The organism is Bacillus sp. FSL E2-8887, from assembly GCF_038007205.1.
GTDB classification, from domain to species: domain Bacteria; phylum Bacillota; class Bacilli; order Bacillales; family Bacillaceae_G; genus Bacillus_A; species Bacillus_A mycoides.
The window spans coordinates 4,293,323-4,309,523 of the sequence record NZ_JBBOWS010000001.1; the positions used below are offsets into that span (position 1 = coordinate 4,293,323).

Annotated in this window: 18 protein-coding genes; 3 read left to right on the forward strand and 15 right to left on the reverse strand. The window is 37.6% G+C overall.

Features of this window, described 5'->3' with window-relative positions; genetic code table 11:
• Positions 1 to 42 precede the first annotated feature (42 nt).
• Both ytxJ and NSQ08_RS22040 read right to left on the reverse strand, forming a co-directional pair.
• A complete protein-coding gene (gene ytxJ, locus NSQ08_RS22035) occupies positions 43 to 369 on the reverse strand; it encodes a bacillithiol system redox-active protein YtxJ (protein WP_002067603.1) in 327 nt (108 codons plus the stop codon).
• Between the two features lie 2 nt (positions 370 to 371).
• Entirely contained in the window at positions 372 to 881 is a 510-nt protein-coding gene (locus NSQ08_RS22040; RefSeq protein ID WP_012261840.1) for a DUF948 domain-containing protein, read from the reverse strand.
• A 187-nt stretch (positions 882 to 1,068) separates the two neighbouring features.
• Here NSQ08_RS22040 and NSQ08_RS22045 point away from each other — a divergent pair, with 187 nt between their 5' ends.
• Positions 1,069 to 2,184 carry an aminopeptidase gene (locus NSQ08_RS22045; RefSeq protein WP_002034367.1) on the forward strand — a complete coding sequence of 372 codons (1,116 nt, stop codon included), beginning with the start codon at positions 1,069 to 1,071 and terminating at the stop codon, positions 2,182 to 2,184.
• A gap of 51 nt (positions 2,185 to 2,235) precedes the next feature.
• On the opposite strand, the gene NSQ08_RS22050 is transcribed toward NSQ08_RS22045, so the two are convergent.
• The 4 genes from NSQ08_RS22050 to NSQ08_RS22065 form a co-directional block, all read right to left on the reverse strand.
• Positions 2,236 to 2,418 carry a hypothetical protein gene (locus NSQ08_RS22050; RefSeq protein WP_088293513.1) on the reverse strand — a complete coding sequence of 61 codons (183 nt, stop codon included), beginning with the start codon at positions 2,416 to 2,418 and terminating at the stop codon, positions 2,236 to 2,238.
• Positions 2,415 to 2,819 (reverse strand): PH domain-containing protein, encoded by a 405-nt coding sequence (locus tag NSQ08_RS22055; protein ID WP_193652342.1) that lies wholly within the window; start codon positions 2,817 to 2,819, stop codon positions 2,415 to 2,417. Before NSQ08_RS22055 ends, NSQ08_RS22050 begins: the two co-directional genes overlap by 4 nt.
• A gap of 77 nt (positions 2,820 to 2,896) precedes the next feature.
• Positions 2,897 to 3,388 carry a GNAT family N-acetyltransferase gene (locus tag NSQ08_RS22060; RefSeq protein WP_193652341.1) on the reverse strand — a complete coding sequence of 164 codons (492 nt, stop codon included), beginning with the start codon at positions 3,386 to 3,388 and terminating at the stop codon, positions 2,897 to 2,899.
• Complete coding sequence (locus NSQ08_RS22065; protein ID WP_002138671.1) at positions 3,385 to 3,933, reverse strand: GNAT family N-acetyltransferase; 549 nt, start codon at positions 3,931 to 3,933, stop codon at positions 3,385 to 3,387. Before NSQ08_RS22065 ends, NSQ08_RS22060 begins: the two co-directional genes overlap by 4 nt.
• Positions 3,934 to 4,075: 142 nt before the next feature.
• On the opposite strand from NSQ08_RS22065, the gene NSQ08_RS22070 reads away from it, so the two are divergent.
• Positions 4,076 to 4,420, forward strand: coding sequence for a PadR family transcriptional regulator (locus NSQ08_RS22070; protein ID WP_012261844.1), 345 nt, complete (start codon positions 4,076 to 4,078; stop codon positions 4,418 to 4,420).
• Positions 4,417 to 5,079, forward strand: a complete 663-nt coding sequence (locus NSQ08_RS22075) for an HAAS signaling domain-containing protein (RefSeq protein ID WP_012261845.1) — start codon at positions 4,417 to 4,419, stop codon at positions 5,077 to 5,079. Before NSQ08_RS22070 ends, NSQ08_RS22075 begins: the two co-directional genes overlap by 4 nt.
• 54 nt (positions 5,080 to 5,133) lie before the next feature.
• Here NSQ08_RS22075 and murC read toward each other — a convergent pair whose 3' ends face one another.
• The 9 genes from murC to NSQ08_RS22120 all read right to left on the reverse strand — a co-directional run bounded on the left by murC (position 5,134) and on the right by NSQ08_RS22120 (position 16,136).
• Complete coding sequence (gene murC, locus NSQ08_RS22080) at positions 5,134 to 6,444, reverse strand: UDP-N-acetylmuramate--L-alanine ligase (protein ID WP_002015598.1); 1,311 nt, start codon at positions 6,442 to 6,444, stop codon at positions 5,134 to 5,136.
• A gap of 251 nt (positions 6,445 to 6,695) precedes the next feature.
• Positions 6,696 to 7,814, reverse strand: coding sequence for a nicotinate phosphoribosyltransferase (locus NSQ08_RS22085; protein WP_002015597.1), 1,119 nt, complete (start codon positions 7,812 to 7,814; stop codon positions 6,696 to 6,698).
• Between the two features lie 61 nt (positions 7,815 to 7,875).
• Entirely contained in the window at positions 7,876 to 12,084 is a 4,209-nt protein-coding gene (locus tag NSQ08_RS22090; RefSeq protein ID WP_340778832.1) for a DNA translocase FtsK, read from the reverse strand.
• Positions 12,085 to 12,240: 156 nt separating this feature from the next.
• Entirely contained in the window at positions 12,241 to 13,197 is a 957-nt protein-coding gene (locus NSQ08_RS22095; RefSeq protein ID WP_012261847.1) for an N-acetylmuramoyl-L-alanine amidase, read from the reverse strand.
• A gap of 40 nt (positions 13,198 to 13,237) precedes the next feature.
• The gene (locus NSQ08_RS22100; RefSeq protein ID WP_002015616.1) at positions 13,238 to 13,582 is read right to left on the reverse strand and encodes a hypothetical protein; all 345 of its coding nucleotides are present in this window, start codon (positions 13,580 to 13,582) and stop codon (positions 13,238 to 13,240) included.
• 143 nt (positions 13,583 to 13,725) lie between these two features.
• Positions 13,726 to 14,340 (reverse strand): YtpR family tRNA-binding protein, encoded by a 615-nt coding sequence (ytpR, locus tag NSQ08_RS22105; protein WP_002089041.1) that lies wholly within the window; start codon positions 14,338 to 14,340, stop codon positions 13,726 to 13,728.
• On the reverse strand, positions 14,337 to 15,149 hold the full coding sequence (locus NSQ08_RS22110) for a DUF1444 domain-containing protein (RefSeq protein ID WP_002089043.1): 813 nt from the start codon (positions 15,147 to 15,149) through the stop codon (positions 14,337 to 14,339). Before NSQ08_RS22110 ends, ytpR begins: the two co-directional genes overlap by 4 nt.
• A 79-nt stretch (positions 15,150 to 15,228) precedes the next feature.
• Positions 15,229 to 15,543, reverse strand: coding sequence for a thioredoxin family protein (locus NSQ08_RS22115; RefSeq protein ID WP_002015619.1), 315 nt, complete (start codon positions 15,541 to 15,543; stop codon positions 15,229 to 15,231).
• Positions 15,544 to 15,626: 83 nt separating this feature from the next.
• Positions 15,627 to 16,136, reverse strand: a complete 510-nt coding sequence (locus NSQ08_RS22120; RefSeq protein ID WP_002089045.1) for a DUF84 family protein — start codon at positions 16,134 to 16,136, stop codon at positions 15,627 to 15,629.
• Positions 16,137 to 16,201: the final 65 nt, after the last annotated feature.

Sequence of the window (16,201 nt, forward strand, 5' to 3'; positions counted from 1 at the left end):
GCAACAAAATAAAAAAGAAGCAAGCCCTTCGCTTGCCTCTCCCTATTTTACATTCTCTTCTAAAGCTTCTTTTTTAATATTCCAGTGCGATGTATGCCATACTACCATTCCATCTTTTATGTATAACACTTGCGGAGATTCATGCTTAATGCTGTACTGCTCTGCAACATGGTTCGAAACATCTCTCGCCTCTTGTACGTATAAGTAATATGCTGGCACTTCTCTTTCTTCACCGCAATACGCTTGAAACTCTGTATATGCCCCGTGACTAATTGGACATGTCGTACTATGTTTAAAAAGAACGTAAGGCTCGTTCTTTTCTACTAACGCTTCAAGTTCTTCAATCGTTTCAATCTTCATCATACTCATCATTACTCACCTCTCATGCGAAGTCTAGAGCGCTTCTCTCTCTTTTCAGCCTTCTGCTCAGCTTTCTCAAGTTTACGCTCTTCTTTTTCAATCTTTTTCTCTTGTCTTGTAGTACGGTAATGATTATACACTTCAATTGCTGCGCTGCTCCACTGTACAACTTGTGCCACTTTATCTGCATTATTTTCAATTTCGTCCGTAACAGACTCTGAAACGTTGCGAAGCTTCGTATTTAAAGAGTGGATCGTCGTTCCGATTCCATCCACACCTTCTACTACTTTATTTAGCGACTGTGACTTCTGTTGAATATCATCAGCTAACGCATTTGTCTTATGTAATAATTGCTCCGTCTCTACGCTTATTCCTTGCATTTGCTTTTCTAAACCTTCTAACGTGCTCGCAACGTTTTCTAACGTCTTCTGAACCGATAACAACGTTCTGCATACATACACTACTAATACTGCGAAAGCAACCGCGATAATAGCCGCACTTACATATAGAAGAACTTGCATTTCATCACTTCCTTTATCTTTTTCATACTTTCTCCCATTATACAATCATTTTCCGTTTCATTCTAATCCCTATCTTTTCATTAGAATTTTCATACTTATTCGTTAACTTTAACATAAATGATTCAACAAATTCCACTAAGTAGGTTACAATAGGAGAGGATACATAATTAGTAGGGAGGCTTTACATATGAAAGATCCACGCATTGAAAAGTTAGCATACAATTTAATTAACTACTCTATTCGTTTACAAAAAGGCGAAAAAGTATTAATTGAAAACTTTGGCTTACAAAAAGAACTTGTAACTGCACTTGTAAAAGAAGCATATGCAGCTGGTGGTTTCCCATTCGTTTCTTTAAAAGATCATCAAGTAGATCGCTCTTTATTAATGGGTGCTACTGAAGAACATTTCGAACAAATCGCTGCATATGAAGCTAGTGTAATGAAAGATATGGATGCTTACATTGGCCTTCGCTCTGGCGATAACATTAACGAACAAGCTGACGTTCCAAGTGAACGTATGAAAGTTCACGGCCAAACAGTTGGCAAAAAAGTTCATAGAGACATCCGTGTTCCGAAAACACGCTGGGTTGTTCTTCGCTACCCAAATGCTTCTATGGCGCAGCTTGCTAAAATGAGCACAGAAGCTTTCGAAGACTTCTACTTCGAAGTTTGTAACTTAGACTACGGTAAAATGGATAAGGCGATGGATAGCCTTGTTACATTAATGAATAAAACAGATAAGGTTCGCTTAACTGGCCCTGGAACTGATTTAACATTCTCTATTAAAGACATTCCAGCTATTAAATGCTCGGGTCATTTAAACATTCCAGATGGTGAAGTATACTCTGCACCAGTTCGCGATTCTGTTAACGGTACAGTTTCTTACAACACACCATCTCCTTACAACGGTTATACATTTGAAAATGTACAACTTAAATTTGAGAATGGCCAAATCGTTGACGCAACTGCAAACGATTCAGAGCGCATTAACAAAATCTTCGATACGGACGAAGGCGCACGCTACGTTGGTGAGTTCGCAATCGGCGTAAACCCATACATCTTACATCCAATGGGTGACATTCTATTCGATGAAAAAATCGATGGCAGCTTCCACTTCACACCTGGACAAGCTTATGATGATGCATGGAACGGCAACAACTCTAACATTCACTGGGATTTAGTATGCATCCAGCGCCCTGAATACGGCGGCGGCGAAATTTACTTCGACGACGTACTAATCCGTAAAGACGGACGCTTCGTTGTAACTGAACTAGAAGCTTTAAACCCAGAGAACTTAAAATAATAATAAAAACGCTCGGAATTGTATCCGAGCGTTTTTGTTATTATTTCCACTCTATATCGAACTACTTTCCTCGCTTTTTGTTTGCTGGAAATGAAAATAAAATAAAAGCGCCACTGCAATAGTACCTATTAATATTGGTACATATAGAGGCAGATCCCATTTCATATATACTCTAGTGCAACCAACAAGCACAAACAAAATTTCTAAACAGAATAAAGGTTTTACATATTTCATTTCTTACCTACCATTGCTATTTTCACATTTGGGTTCTCTTTCTCGATAAGCGCGAAAAATTCATTCATATGTTGCGGCATCGCAACCATATGTACTTTGTATGCATTCGTCGTAATTTCAAGAGATTTTCCCACTTGACGAATGATTCTTATCTCTTTCAATACGATATCGTCATTTAAAATGCCGTACTTTAATACACCATTTTCTACTTTATGCTTTTTAATAAATACTTCCCAAACGAGTGGTACATTTACAAGGAAACATAAACCCATTCCAATTAACGCTGACATCCACTGCTCTTTATTTGTGAGAATCATGACAAGTGGATATACAAACATAAAAGCTAACGTGAGACAAACGAAAATTACTACCGATTTACTTCTTTGAATCGGAATGTTCATACACGCACCCCCTACCCCAAATTATACCACTTTTTCCATTTTAGTTCATAAAAAACGGCCATTTCTACATGACCTTCTTAAACAATATATCTATAGAATTTCTTATCCACCTGTAACACTGGAAAACTTTTTGGCAACTCGTCTATACTCACACTTTGGAAATTATTCTTTTCATAAAAGCGATGCGCTGCTAAAAATTTCACTGTTGTTCCTAAATAAATGTCTTTCAAGTTCTTTTCTTTCGCCCAAGAAATTGCCGTTTGAAGTAGCGTATATGATGCGCCCCATTCTTTTCCGCGGAACTCTTTCTTCACGAACATTTTTCTTAGCGCTACTTGATGCTTCCCAATATCTAATAAAGCTACCGTTCCAACTACTTTCCCATCATAAGTTGCTACCCAAAAATTTCCGTTGTCCCTTTGATAGAACGTTTCTATTTCAAGTAAGTCCGGCTGCTCTTCTTTCGTAATAGGAACATTGTACTCTTTTCGCTGAATATGAACGATAAGATCTACTACTTCATCTTGAAACGTACTTTCATACGGAATAATACAAATCTTCTCGTTCATCGAATCTTCTTCCATTCTGAAGCTAGTAAACTATACACAGCGATATCTTGGAAATGATCATATATCCATTCTTCATCTCTTAAAATACCATCTAATTTAAAACCTAAACGTTCTGGAATCGCACGGCTTTTCGCATTTTCAACACCGCAACGAATTTCAATTTTATTCAGCTTTAAATTATCAAATGCATAATGAAGCACAGTCTTCACACTTCGCGTCATAATACCTTTCGCGCCAGCATCTTCTGCAAGATAATATCCAAGACTCGTAGCTTTCTTACCCCAGCTCACCGGATGAATACCTACCATCCCAACGAGTTTTCCTTTATAGCGTATACCAGCCTCAAACCCATCTCCCTCTGCAAATTTCTTTAACCACATCGGAAAAATTTCATTATACGCATCAGCTGATTTCGTCCCATCTACCCAAGGAAGCCATCTTCGTAAATGATTACGGTTTTGGTCTATTAATTCATATAGTTCCTCTTTATGATGTTTTTCTAATAGTTGTAATTCGATTTCGTCATCTACTCGGAGTGTGAACATGTTTTTTAGCCCCTTTTAATTTTCCTATTATTCTAACACTTATAGGTGAAAAAAAGTTAAACATTCGCACTTTTTCGGTTTTATATAAGAACAATCACTATATATGATTGATATCTAGATATGAATCATATATAGTTAAAGTATGGAAAAAAATGATAATTTTATAATTCAATTACGTAAAGGTGTTTTTGATCTCGCTATTTTGTCTTTAATAAGCAAACAACCTATGTATGGATACGAAATTACAAGTGCCTTACAAGATATCCCTGTGTTTCATATCCCGAACGGTTCGATATACCCTATATTAAATCGAATCACGAAAAACAATTGGGCTGTTTCCTATTGGGAAGAGTCCGGTGATGGGCCAAAAAGAAAATACTATCGCATTACAGACGAAGGGAGAGAAATTTTAAATAGTCGCTTACATGATTATGATGCAGTATACCAAGCTCTAATGTTACTAGCTAAAGGAGAGGATAAAAAATGAACAAGGAACAATTCTTTTCAAATGAACTCATTGTTTCTTTCTTACACGATCTTCATAAAGGTTTAATGAACTTACCTACGTCAGCAAGAGAACAACATGTGCTAGAAATCAAATCCGATTTATATGAAAATGCATTAAGTAAAAAAAGTGAAGGGATACCATCAGCAAGCATTCCTTCACAAGTGATTGAAGAATTTCTTCCTCCAAAAGAATTAGCAAAGGAAATTGCAGTAGAATATACAGATGTTATTCAAAATGCACAGCAATCTACAAATACATTTATTAAATATTATTCCGGCCTATCTATCGGTCCACTCGGCGCTTTATCAGTGCCTATTGTACTCGGTTTTATAAATTTTTCTGCTAATTTACCATTTTTACTAGCCTTTATTGCAAGCAACATTTGGTTTATCTTTAGAGAAAACCATTGGAATATAGATTTATTAAAATACTTTAAAACAATTATTTTCATCAGTTCAAGACTGCTAATTGCTCTCCCATTCAGCTTTTTCGCTATTCGAATTATGATAACAAAACAATTCGATATGTTTTCATTCTATTATTTAATTGGATATGTACTTTTTAGTTCACTATATATATTCTTATTAAAACAACTATACAAAAAAAATGAACAATACCAACATATCAACGCTTTTTAAAAGATATCGAACACAACAAAAAAGACGCACAGCCACAGCTATGCGTCTTTTTTCTTACTTCTCTGCAACTTGAACTTCTTTTACGTAAGCTGCTTCGAATTTTTGGATGTCACCTGCGCCCATGAAAATAAGAACGCCGTTTTTATGTTTCTTTAACACATCCGTTGTTGTATCTGTAATTAGTTCTGCGCCATCGATACGTTTTTGCAGATCTTCAATTGTTAATTCACCTTTGTTTTCACGTGCTGATCCGAAAATATCACATAAGTATACTTGGTCAGCTTTACTTAAGCTTTCCGCGAACTCATCTAAAAATTTCTCTGTACGTGAGAATGTATGTGGTTGGAATACAGCGACAACTTCACGCTCTGGATGTTTTTGACGTGCTGCTTCAATCGTTGCATTAATTTCTGTCGGATGGTGTGCATAGTCATCAATGATAACTTGTTCTCCCATTGGCTTTTCATTAAAGCGACGTTTTACGCCCTCAAAAGTTGTTAGCTGATGCTTAACTGCTTCTACATCAACGTTTTCATAATGGCAAAGCGCGATTACTGCTAATGCATTTAATACGCTGTGATCGCCGTATCCTGTAATTTTGAACGTGTCATAATACGTATTACGAACGAATACATCGAATATAGTACCATCAGTTCTCTTTTGAATGTTACGTGCTTGGAAATCGTTATCTTCTCCAAATCCATAGAAAATAACAGGTACTTTCGCTTGAACTTTTTGAAGTTCTTCATCATCACCACATGCAATAATACCTTTTTTCACTTGCAATGCCATCTCTTGGAATGCATTAAATACATCATTGATGTCTGCAAAGTAATCTGGGTGATCGAAATCGATATTTGTCATGATTGCATAGTCTGGATAGTAAGACAAGAAATGACGACGATACTCACAAGCTTCAAATACAAAATACTTACTATTTTCTACCCCATGCCCCGTTCCATCTCCAATAAGGTATGATGTTGGGTGTGCACCTTGCATTACATGGGCTAACAAACCAGTTGTTGATGTTTTTCCATGTGCACCAGTTACAGCAACACTTGTGTACTGATTCATAAGATCACCTAAGAAGTGATGGTAACGATGTACTGGGATATTTAATTCTTTTGCTGCTACGATTTCTTCATGCGTATCAGGAAATGCATTTCCTGCGATAATCACTTGTCCTTCTTTAATATTATTCTTATCAAAAGGAAGGATGGAAATACCACGCTTTTCCAATGCTGTTTGTGTAAAGAAACGCTTTTCATAATCAGACCCTTGAACAGTATGCTTCATGTCATGAAGAATTTGTGCTAATGAACTCATTCCTGTTCCTTTAATTCCTACAAAATGGTAAACTGTCATCTTAAAGAACCTCCAACATTTCGAACTAATACAACGGCCTATCTATAAGACAGTATATGAATCTTTTCTTATTTTGGTAATCATCATACATTTCTGATGCAGTGAATTTCTTTTTATATTCACTTATCAGTGATAAACTCGTACGTACTTCTTTTATGTCCATAACACATTTATTATAGCAAAAAACAAGCCGCTATACTATGATAACAGAAAAACTGATAGGGTCAATCACCTATCAGTTTTTCTCGCTTTTACATATCTTCTTTTGTTTCTAATTGAACACGCTCTAGACGTGAATTTGGACGGTATTTACGACCAGCTTTCGCTTCTGGTTTTCCATTTAATTCTACGTTATCACCAGTAAAACCAATATTCATTTTTAATAAGCTACTTCCTACTCCGTATATATCGACAGGAACATTTTGAGCTTCAAATTCACGAATACGCTTCTCATCAAACCCACCAGTTACAACGATATCTACATGTTGGAACCCTTCCTCATCAAGAGCCTTACGAAGTGCAAATACAAGTGATGGATTTACACCACGTGGATCGAATGTTCCAAGTACTTCTGGGTGACGAATGAAGTATTGATCAATCATTGTGCGAGACGTATCGACACGTACACCTTTTAATGTTGATCCAAATTCACGCGCTACGCGAAGTGCATCTGTAATGACATCATTGTTATAATCAATTAGTACGACTAATTCATCTTCTGGGAATTTTTTATGATATGCCTTTGCAGCTTCAACAACATCACCATTAAACATTTGAATTAAAGCATGAGGCATCGTCCCCATACCACTTCTGCCCCACCATTCATTCATTGCATGCGTCGCTTGCGCGCTCATACCTCCGATGTATGCCGCATAGCCGTCACCAGCTTGTTGCGTATAATGATCGTCACGATCTCCCATGAAAATAACCGGTTTTTCTTTATCTACACTACGTGCAGCTTGGACAACGTTATATACGTTTGTCGCAACTGATGTACGACGAGCTAAAATCCCATCAATTACACCTTCTAAAAAGCCGAAGTATTCATAAGGACCATGAATTGTTAAAACTGTTTCAAACGGACTAATATTATCGCCATCCTTTAAAGAATGAATTTCTAATTCCTCAGGATTTTTGGCAAATGTTTGTAGCAATGCGATTACCTCATCTGCTCCGCAAAGAACTGCATGTTCTTTTTGAAAAAACTGCATTGTTACAACACTTTTCGGGCGAAATTCTTCAATGATTTCTCTAGTTTTTAAAAAGTAAACGGCAGAGAACCAGCCTTCTCCAACACGTTCATCAAATTTAAATGTTTTATTTGTTAGTCGATTTATTTCACCTTTTAATTTTAATTCAATTTCTTTCATGTCGCTTTACTCCCTACTTTACTATCCAACATTTTCTATTAGTATACAGCAAAACCGTTTCCTATACATTTGTTTCCTGCATAGCAGCGAATTCATCCTCAGAAATAAGGACATCTCTCGGTTTCGTTCCTCTTCCTTCAGAAATAATCCCTTGCGACTCCATCTCTTCAATTAGACGTGCCGCGCGATTATAACCTATGCGGAATTTTCTCTGTACAGAAGATGTGGACGCTCCCCCTTGCTCTACAACAAATTGACATGCATCAAAAAATAGTTCATCTTCAGACTCACTCTGCTCTGATTTTGCTAATAAATCCTCTTGCTTAAATAAGTAGTTTGGCTTCATTTGCTTTTTCACATGATCAACTGTTCTTTCAATCTCATCATCTGATACGTATACACCTTGTACACGAACTGGTTTAGATGTGCCGTTTCCTAAAAATAGCATATCACCACGACCAAGTAACTTCTCCGCGCCCCCAATATCGATAATCGTACGCGAATCAACTTGAGATGATACTGTAAACGCAATACGCGTTGGAATGTTTGATTTAATTAAACCTGTAATAACGTCTACAGATGGACGCTGCGTCGCAACTAATAAGTGAATACCACAAGCACGCGCTTTTTGTGCAATACGACAAATCGCTTCCTCAACATCACCAGGAGCAACCATCATTAAGTCCGCTAGCTCGTCAATGACAATTACAATATAAGGTAATGTCTCACCTGGGATTTCTCTACCACTTACAATCGTATTGTAACGAGTTAAATCACGAGCACCAGCATGAGCAAACAATTCATAACGACGTTCCATCTCTTCAACCGCCCACTTTAACGCAGCTGTAGCTGCTTTTACGTCAGTAATAACAGGTGCTACAAGATGTGGAACAGAATTGTATGGTGCAAGCTCAACCATCTTCGGATCAATTAGTATCAACTTCACTTCATGCGGCTTCGCTTTATATAAAATACTCGTTAAAATCGCGTTAATGCACACACTTTTCCCTGAACCAGTTGCACCCGCAATAAGTCCATGTGGCATTTTTCGAATATCCGTTACAATTGGATCACCTGAAATATCAAGCCCCAGCGCAACTGTAAGCGGTGATTCACTCTTTGTAAATACAGGACTTCTTAAAATTTCACGCAGGAATACTGGCTTACTTTCCTTGTTTGGAACTTCAATTCCAATTGCACTCTTCCCCGGAATTGGCGCCTCAATTCGAATATCTTTCGCAGCTAAACTTAACTTAATATCATCACTTAAATTTGTAATTTTATTTACTTTCACACCTGGGTCTGGTTGTACTTCAAAACGAGTTACCGCCGGCCCTTGTGACACATTAATCACATGTGCTCCAACATGGAAATTATTAAATGTCGTATTTAATAATTCTTCCTGTTCTTCTAGCCACTCCGTATTATCTAATGCTGCCTGCTGTGGAATTGACAACAACGTTAATGGCGGAAGTTCATACTTCGGTGGCGCTTGTAGTACGTTGCGCATATCGTTCTCTTTTTGATTTACAACATATGCTTTCTCTTGTACTTCCGTACTTGAAATTGGCTCTTGTACTTGTCCAGCCACCACTACTTGTTGCATCGGTTTTTCTTCCACTTGCGGTTCCACTACCACTTGCGGCATCGGTTTTTCTTCCACTTGGGCTTCTACTACCACTTGCTGCACTGGACTTTCTTCCACTTGCGGGTCTACTACCACTTGCTGCACTGGTTTTTCTTCCACTTGCGGGTCTACTACCATTTGCTGCATTGGCTTTTCTTCTGCTTGTGGTTCTACTACCACTTGCTGCATTGGCTTTTCTTCTGCTTGTGGTTCTACTACCACTTGCTGCATTGGCTTTTCTTCTGCTTGTGGTTCTACTACCACTTGCTGCATTGGCTTTTCTTCCACTCGTTCACTGACAGTTGATTGCATTACGTTCGTTCTTGCCGCATGTCTTTCCATTAATTTCTTTCTATCCTGCTTTAACATGACAACATTAAATGGGACATGACGTTTTTTCTCACGTTTCGGTTCTTCTATTTGTAAAGCAGGCTGTTCTTCAGCAACTTGCTTCTTTTCTTCCGCTTCTTCAACTAAAACGTTCGCAAAGTTTTGAACATCTTTTTTTGTTTGCTCATCCGTTTCTGAAACTGGTACGAATACTTCACTTTCTTCCTTGAACGTAATTGTTTCTTGTTGAGAAATCACTGGTTGCTCTGCAACTGGTGTATTTTCCACTAAATCTGTATTCATCGTTTCTTCAATTACTGTTTCTTGAGAAGTTGGTTCTTCTTCCTTAGTACCCTCTAACTCCGCAACTTCTTCTGTCGCTTCCTCAGCTTCCTCTAATTCCACAACTTCTTCTGTCGCTTCCTCAGCTTCCTCTAATTCCACAACTTCTTCTGTCGCTTCCTCAGATTTCTCTAATTCTACAACTTCTTCTGCTGCTTCCTCAGCTTCCTCTAATTCTGCAACTTCTTCTGTCGCTTCCTTAGTTTCTTCTAATTCCACAACTTCTTCTGTCACTTCCTCAGATTTCTCTAATTCCGCAACTTCTTCTGTCGCTTCCTCAGCTTCCTCTAATTCCACAACTTCTTCTGTCGCTTCCTCAGATTTCTCTAATTCTACAACTTCTTCTGCTGCTTCCTCAGCTTCCTCTAATTCTGCAACTTCTTCTGTCGCTTCCTTAGTTTCTTCTAATTCCACAACTTCTTCTGTCACTTCCTCAGATTTCTCTAATTCCACAACTTCTTCTTCTTCCTTAGTTTCTTCTAATTCCACAACTTCTTCTGTCACTTCCTCAGATTTCTCTAATTCCACAACTTCTTCTGTCGCTTCCTTAGTTTCTTCTAATTCTACAACTTCTTCTGCTGCTTCCTCAGCTTCCTCTAATTCTGCAACTTCTTCTATTGCTTCCTCAGTTTCTTCTAATTCCACAACTTCTTCTGTCGCTTCCTCAGGTTTCTCTAATTCCACAACTTCTTCTGCTGCTTCCTCAGATTTCTCTAATTCCACAACTTCTTCTGCTGCTTCCTCAGATTTCTCTAATTCCACAACTTCTTCTGTCGCTTTCTCAGATTTCTCTAATTCCACAACTTCTTCTATCGCTTCCTCAGTTGCTTCTAATTCCACAACTTCTTCTATCGCTTCCTCAGTTGCTTCTAATTCCACAACTTCTTCTGCTTCCTTAGCTTCTTCAAAAGCATCTGGTATTTCTATAGTAATTGTTTCTTCAAGCTTTTCATCTGCTTTTACAATCACTACATCTTCTAATGTTTCTTCTTCGACTTGATTTGCTGCAACTTCAGCAACAGTTTCTTCTATTTCTGTATTACATTCATTTTCTTCTGTTAATATCGAATACACATGCTCTACTTTAGAATCTATTGACTCTTCTTGTAAAGTTTCTTCGTTATCTTCTGTAGATGATAACGCTACTACATCTTGCTCCTGCTTCAAGGCTTGTACAATTGTAGCCTCTTCTTCCACATGCTGTCCTACTGTTTTATGAAGCAAATCATCACTTAGGCTTTCTTCTAATGAAGGGGCTTGACGTTCAACTTCGTAACCGTTTTTCTCTAACCATGTATCCACAACCGATTTTTCTTCTACTTTATTACTTCGTTCGTTCACTCCGTTCTTAACAGATGAACTTCCTTGTAGAACTCCCGAAAAGTCAGATAATGTATATCCCTTTTTCTCTAACCATGCGTCAACAACAGCTTTTCCTTCAACAGATATTTCAAGATCTTCTCTTACCTTTTCTTCCTCCTGCACAACCTTCGTTTCTACTGAAGGACGGTTATATCCATAAATCGGAGAAATCATTTCTGTTGGACGAAATGGTCTACGGTTACTTTCTTGCGACGGTACGAATGCTTTTTTTACGACAGGCTCTGGTTCCGGTTCATATTGCAATTCCGGTTCCTCATATGTAGGTGCTTCTGTTTCCACATACGGTCGTCTGCTTCTTTCCACTTTTATTCCTCTTTGAGTAGGCTGTTCTTCATATGCTCCTCTTTGAATAGGTTGTTCTTCAAAGTTAGGCAGTTCTCTTACATCCTCCTCATCGAAGCCATTATCTGGTATTAATGGAAAACGACATTTCCCTGCATTCCGACTTGCCATTTGTGCTTCTCTTGCTTCAGTGTAGTGGTTTACACGAGGAATTTTCGGCTGACTTTCAATTTGTGCCGGTACTTCTTTATTCATCACTGTTTTTTCTTCCTCTTTGTTAAACAGCTTTTTCATCCAATCTAACATGTTTACCACTCTTTCTACTAAATAGTAACATCCTTTATTGTATCAGCATTCGGCAAAAAGTGCAGGTAAAATTAAGCATATTAGTTTTATCCATAATATTCTAATTCACGATTGTTTTTCATATAGAAAAACGAGGTCTTACATGTAAGACCTCGTTTAATCTTTCCCCTTCCGATATTCATCCACACTATCCGTTACACTTTGCAATAAAGAATTTACATACTGTGGGTCAGATAATTTTTTGTCTTCTTCAGGGTTTGACATAAATCCAAGTTCTAATAGTACTCCTGGAACTTTTGACCAATTAAATCCAGAAAGATCATCCCGAAATTTAATTCCATTTACTTTCACTTGATGATTCTCTCTCATTTTATTTACTATCGTTTGAGAGATTTGAAGACTTTCAGCATAAATCTCTTTCGTATACGGACTTCCTTCTGCCGGTGTCAATACAGCAAATCCACTTTGATTTGGATTTTCAGAACCATCTGCGTGAAGGCGCAAAAATAAATTCGCTTTATGATCATTCGCGAATGTTGCTCGTTCCTTATTACTTATATCAACCTCATGTGACGTTCTCGTCATCAATACTTGTATACCTTTTGCTTCCAGTTTTTCTTTCAATATAAAAGCCATCTCTAATACAAGAACTGATTCCCTCTTTTTCGTTACAACTCCCGCTGTTCCGTCTGTTACTTTATATTTTTGCGTAGTTGCTCCTGGACCAATTGCCTCTAAATTTAAATTCGCTTTTTGTTGATGCCCTGGATCAATAACGACGAGAAACTTTTCTTGTTTTTCATTACTCTCTACTTTTTGTTCATTATTTTGCAGCGGTTGCTCAGTTGGCTGCAGCGGCGTAGTTTCCTCTTTCTTTTCCTCGGCCGGCACTTCCTCCTGCTTATGTTCCACTTGCTCATTCGTTTGAATTGCTTGCGGCTGTTCTTTCTTTTCTTGTTCTTCTTGCTGCTTTTCTACCGGTGCGTCTTCCTTATTATCTTTGTTTTTTTCTTGTATAGAAGATGTTGTTTCTTTTTTCGGCTCTTCTTGCGAACAACCTCCCATATATATTCCAATGACTGCAATAGCGCTCATTATTTTTATATACTTCATTTTTCTCTCCTATCACTTTGCACCGGTCTCAAAGTTTTTCTTATAATTGTTTTATAATTTCATCCATATTTCCAATATGAACGGGTTGCCACGTTTCTGTACCACGCTCTGCGGTATAGACTAGATACGCATCATCAGCTACATTTACGAAAACAGGATCCCCCATATCCGTTTCATATCCGATAACAATCCATTCCTCTTTCCATTTTCCACTTTCTTCACTTATTAATGAATTTTTATGTTTATCATATCGATAACCGATTTGTCCTTTTTCTAATTCATTTTCGCTAAACACATATATTTCATAGGAACCTAGTTCGATATCTTGCTGTTTTGAAGTTTCAATTCGTTTCAGAAGTTCTGCAATTTTTGGTTGTTGTTTCATACGTCTACCCCCTTCTTTTTTCTGAATTTTACCTAATCCATTTTTGAAATACAATATAGATTTTGAGAGGAAACGTTACAATGCTAGGAATTTCGCACAAAAAAATAGCCTCACATATGCGAGACTACTTTTTCTAACATCAATTAAAATTTAAATTCTTGTCCAACTTCAAAGCTATCTTCTAATACAAGAATACCTTTTTCTTCTGGAGCATCTGGAAGCTCTAACTCACGTGCAGAGCAAATCATTCCAGAAGAAGGAACACCGCGAAGTTCAGCTGGTTTAATTAACATACCACTTGGCATTACAGCACCGATTTTTGCAACAACAACTTTTTGTCCTGCATCAACGTTTGGTGCACCACATACGATTTGTAATGTTTCTGTACCGATTTCTACTGTACAAATGTTTAATTTATCAGCATTTGGATGCTTCTCTTTTTCAGCTACATAGCCTACAACAAATTTCGGCGTGAAATCAGCTTCTACTTTTTCTTCAAAGCCATTCTTCGCTAAAATTCCGTTAATTTTTTCAACAAACTCTTTCGTTAATGTAACGTTTCCGTTGTCTGTTACTTCTACATAAGAAGACGCATTAAAGATGTTGAATCCTGCTGTTACGTTGCTTTCACGATCGTATACGCGAGCAACATCTCCTTTACGGTCAAATGTACGGTTTTCTAAAGTAATATCTTGTAAGGTAACAATTAAAGTGTCACCAATTCCTTCAAGGTTGTAAAAAACGTTCACTTCGTTCATCCTTTCTCTTTTCCATCTGTCTTCTTCCGATTCTTCGCTAAAATAAAGATTGGTTCGAAGTCCCCATCTTCATATACGAATGAAAGTGATGTAATCGGAACATGCCCTTCGGCAAAAAATTTCATTGTCATTTGTGCAATAATATCATAACCGATTTCGTTGACGATATCAGCAATAATTAATACATCTTGGTGAGGAACTGCAACAACCATATCACCAGAGATCTTTTCACGCATCGAGTGTAGTAACGATTCGTTTAAAATACGACTCGCATCGTATCCATCATTTGTGTTTAAAAAGTAGAATGTATTACCTGCTACTGTCTCCTGCTTAAATTCATAGCCTAATGAGCGAGCATTAAATAATGCCATTTCACGTACTTGTTCCTCTGTAAGCTCTAATTTTTGCAATAAGCGCTCATCAATTAATCGATACGTTTTATTAGAATCTAGCGCATAGTAAATACGTGTTTCCGCCGTATGGTCCGTCATAATAAACGGATTTCCTTCTTCTGATTGTTTCGGGAAAGAAGTAGAGCGAATAACAGGTAAAATTTTCGCCGTGCTATTTTCTTCTTTATGCATTGCAATTAGCGCTTCTTGTACGTAATAAGCGACCTCTTCAATTGCTTTTTCTTTGTTCACTTCCCATTTTGCAACTACTCCTGGAAGTGATACGTTAATACCTTTTTTCGAGTCTGTTTGTTCAATACGAAGAACTTCTTTCTCGCTATCATAATGACAGTCCCATTCTGGTCGAGATAATTTCTTCATTAACTCGTCTTTCATCTTTTTACTTGTCATTTTCATCTCTTTTTCCTCCCTTCCAAAAAAATAACCTCCCCCGCGAAGGTAGAGGTTGTTTTTACAATTCAATTGGCTAATTGTCTTATTTTAAACCTTCAATAAACTCTTCGATTTGCTCTTGTGTTTTACGATCTTTATTTACATAGCGTCCAGTTTCTTCACCTTTATTGTACGCTACAAAGCTTGGAATGCCAAATACGTCTACTTTCACGCATAAATCAATAAATTCATCACGATCTACATAGTAAAATGAGAAATCACTATACTTCTCTTCTACTTCTGGCATAAATGGATCAACGAAACGGCAATCTGGGCACCATTCTGCTGAGAACATGAAGACTACATTCTCTTCATTTTTTAATTCTTGGAATTGTTCCATGCTTTCTAATGATTTCATCTATATTTCCTCCTCTAACGAGTGCACTTTTTCACACTATAATCTTTTCTTTATACTACCATACATCGCGCATGGTGCAAGGTTTATGCTTGCTTTTCATCATACTTATATTGCCCAACAAGTAACTTAACAACGTGTACAAATAATTCCGTTCGGTCGACATAATCATCTGTAAAAATACCGATAGCACCTTCGTGACTACGAATATCTTTTCGCTCTACAAACTCTTCCATCACTTCACTTAGCTCTTTTCCTTCTTCAAGCGGTGCTAAAAAATCGTCTGGTAACTTAATACGTGCCCCGCCCGCAACAAATGTTTTACCTTCAATCGTCGCTAAAGCACCCCAGTTACACATAAATAACCCATGCTCCGTTTTCATAACGCCGCCTTCTAGCCCAATGCCGATATGAGCTGCACCTTCCTGCAATGCTCTCTTCGCTCTATTTACTGCTCCTTGCATCGTCTCTTCATCTGAAAAAGGCTGATTTGCTACTCCTGATGGAACAGAAAGAGATGTAATTTCAGCATCTTCCCAAACCTTCTCCACAGCCCCAACCTTCGTCTTATTCTTCGATCCTACTACTACCTTCATTTCATTCACCTCTATATAAATTCATCATTCTATCCTAATACTAGCCTCGAACACCAAATCAGTCT

Excerpts from the sequence above, each read along its gene's own strand:
- ytxJ (WP_002067603.1), bottom strand. The coding sequence starts at position 369 with ATGAGTATGATGAAGATTGAAACGATTGAAGAACTTGAAGCGTTAGTA.
- NSQ08_RS22040 (WP_012261840.1), bottom strand. The coding sequence starts at position 881 with ATGCAAGTTCTTCTATATGTAAGTGCGGCTATTATCGCGGTTGCTTTC.
- NSQ08_RS22045 (WP_002034367.1), top strand. The coding sequence starts at position 1,069 with ATGAAAGATCCACGCATTGAAAAGTTAGCATACAATTTAATTAACTAC.
- NSQ08_RS22050 (WP_088293513.1), bottom strand. The coding sequence starts at position 2,418 with ATGAAATATGTAAAACCTTTATTCTGTTTAGAAATTTTGTTTGTGCTT.
- NSQ08_RS22055 (WP_193652342.1), bottom strand. The coding sequence starts at position 2,819 with ATGAACATTCCGATTCAAAGAAGTAAATCGGTAGTAATTTTCGTTTGT.
- NSQ08_RS22060 (WP_193652341.1), bottom strand. The coding sequence starts at position 3,388 with ATGAACGAGAAGATTTGTATTATTCCGTATGAAAGTACGTTTCAAGAT.
- NSQ08_RS22065 (WP_002138671.1), bottom strand. The coding sequence starts at position 3,933 with ATGTTCACACTCCGAGTAGATGACGAAATCGAATTACAACTATTAGAA.
- NSQ08_RS22070 (WP_012261844.1), top strand. The coding sequence starts at position 4,076 with ATGGAAAAAAATGATAATTTTATAATTCAATTACGTAAAGGTGTTTTT.
- NSQ08_RS22075 (WP_012261845.1), top strand. The coding sequence starts at position 4,417 with ATGAACAAGGAACAATTCTTTTCAAATGAACTCATTGTTTCTTTCTTA.
- murC (WP_002015598.1), bottom strand. The coding sequence starts at position 6,444 with ATGACAGTTTACCATTTTGTAGGAATTAAAGGAACAGGAATGAGTTCA.
- NSQ08_RS22085 (WP_002015597.1), bottom strand. The coding sequence starts at position 7,814 with ATGAAAGAAATTGAATTAAAATTAAAAGGTGAAATAAATCGACTAACA.
- NSQ08_RS22090 (WP_340778832.1), bottom strand. The coding sequence starts at position 12,084 with ATGTTAGATTGGATGAAAAAGCTGTTTAACAAAGAGGAAGAAAAAACA.
- NSQ08_RS22095 (WP_012261847.1), bottom strand. The coding sequence starts at position 13,197 with ATGAAGTATATAAAAATAATGAGCGCTATTGCAGTCATTGGAATATAT.
- NSQ08_RS22100 (WP_002015616.1), bottom strand. The coding sequence starts at position 13,582 with ATGAAACAACAACCAAAAATTGCAGAACTTCTGAAACGAATTGAAACT.
- ytpR (WP_002089041.1), bottom strand. The coding sequence starts at position 14,340 with ATGAACGAAGTGAACGTTTTTTACAACCTTGAAGGAATTGGTGACACT.
- NSQ08_RS22110 (WP_002089043.1), bottom strand. The coding sequence starts at position 15,149 with ATGAAAATGACAAGTAAAAAGATGAAAGACGAGTTAATGAAGAAATTA.
- NSQ08_RS22115 (WP_002015619.1), bottom strand. The coding sequence starts at position 15,543 with ATGAAATCATTAGAAAGCATGGAACAATTCCAAGAATTAAAAAATGAA.
- NSQ08_RS22120 (WP_002089045.1), bottom strand. The coding sequence starts at position 16,136 with ATGAAGGTAGTAGTAGGATCGAAGAATAAGACGAAGGTTGGGGCTGTG.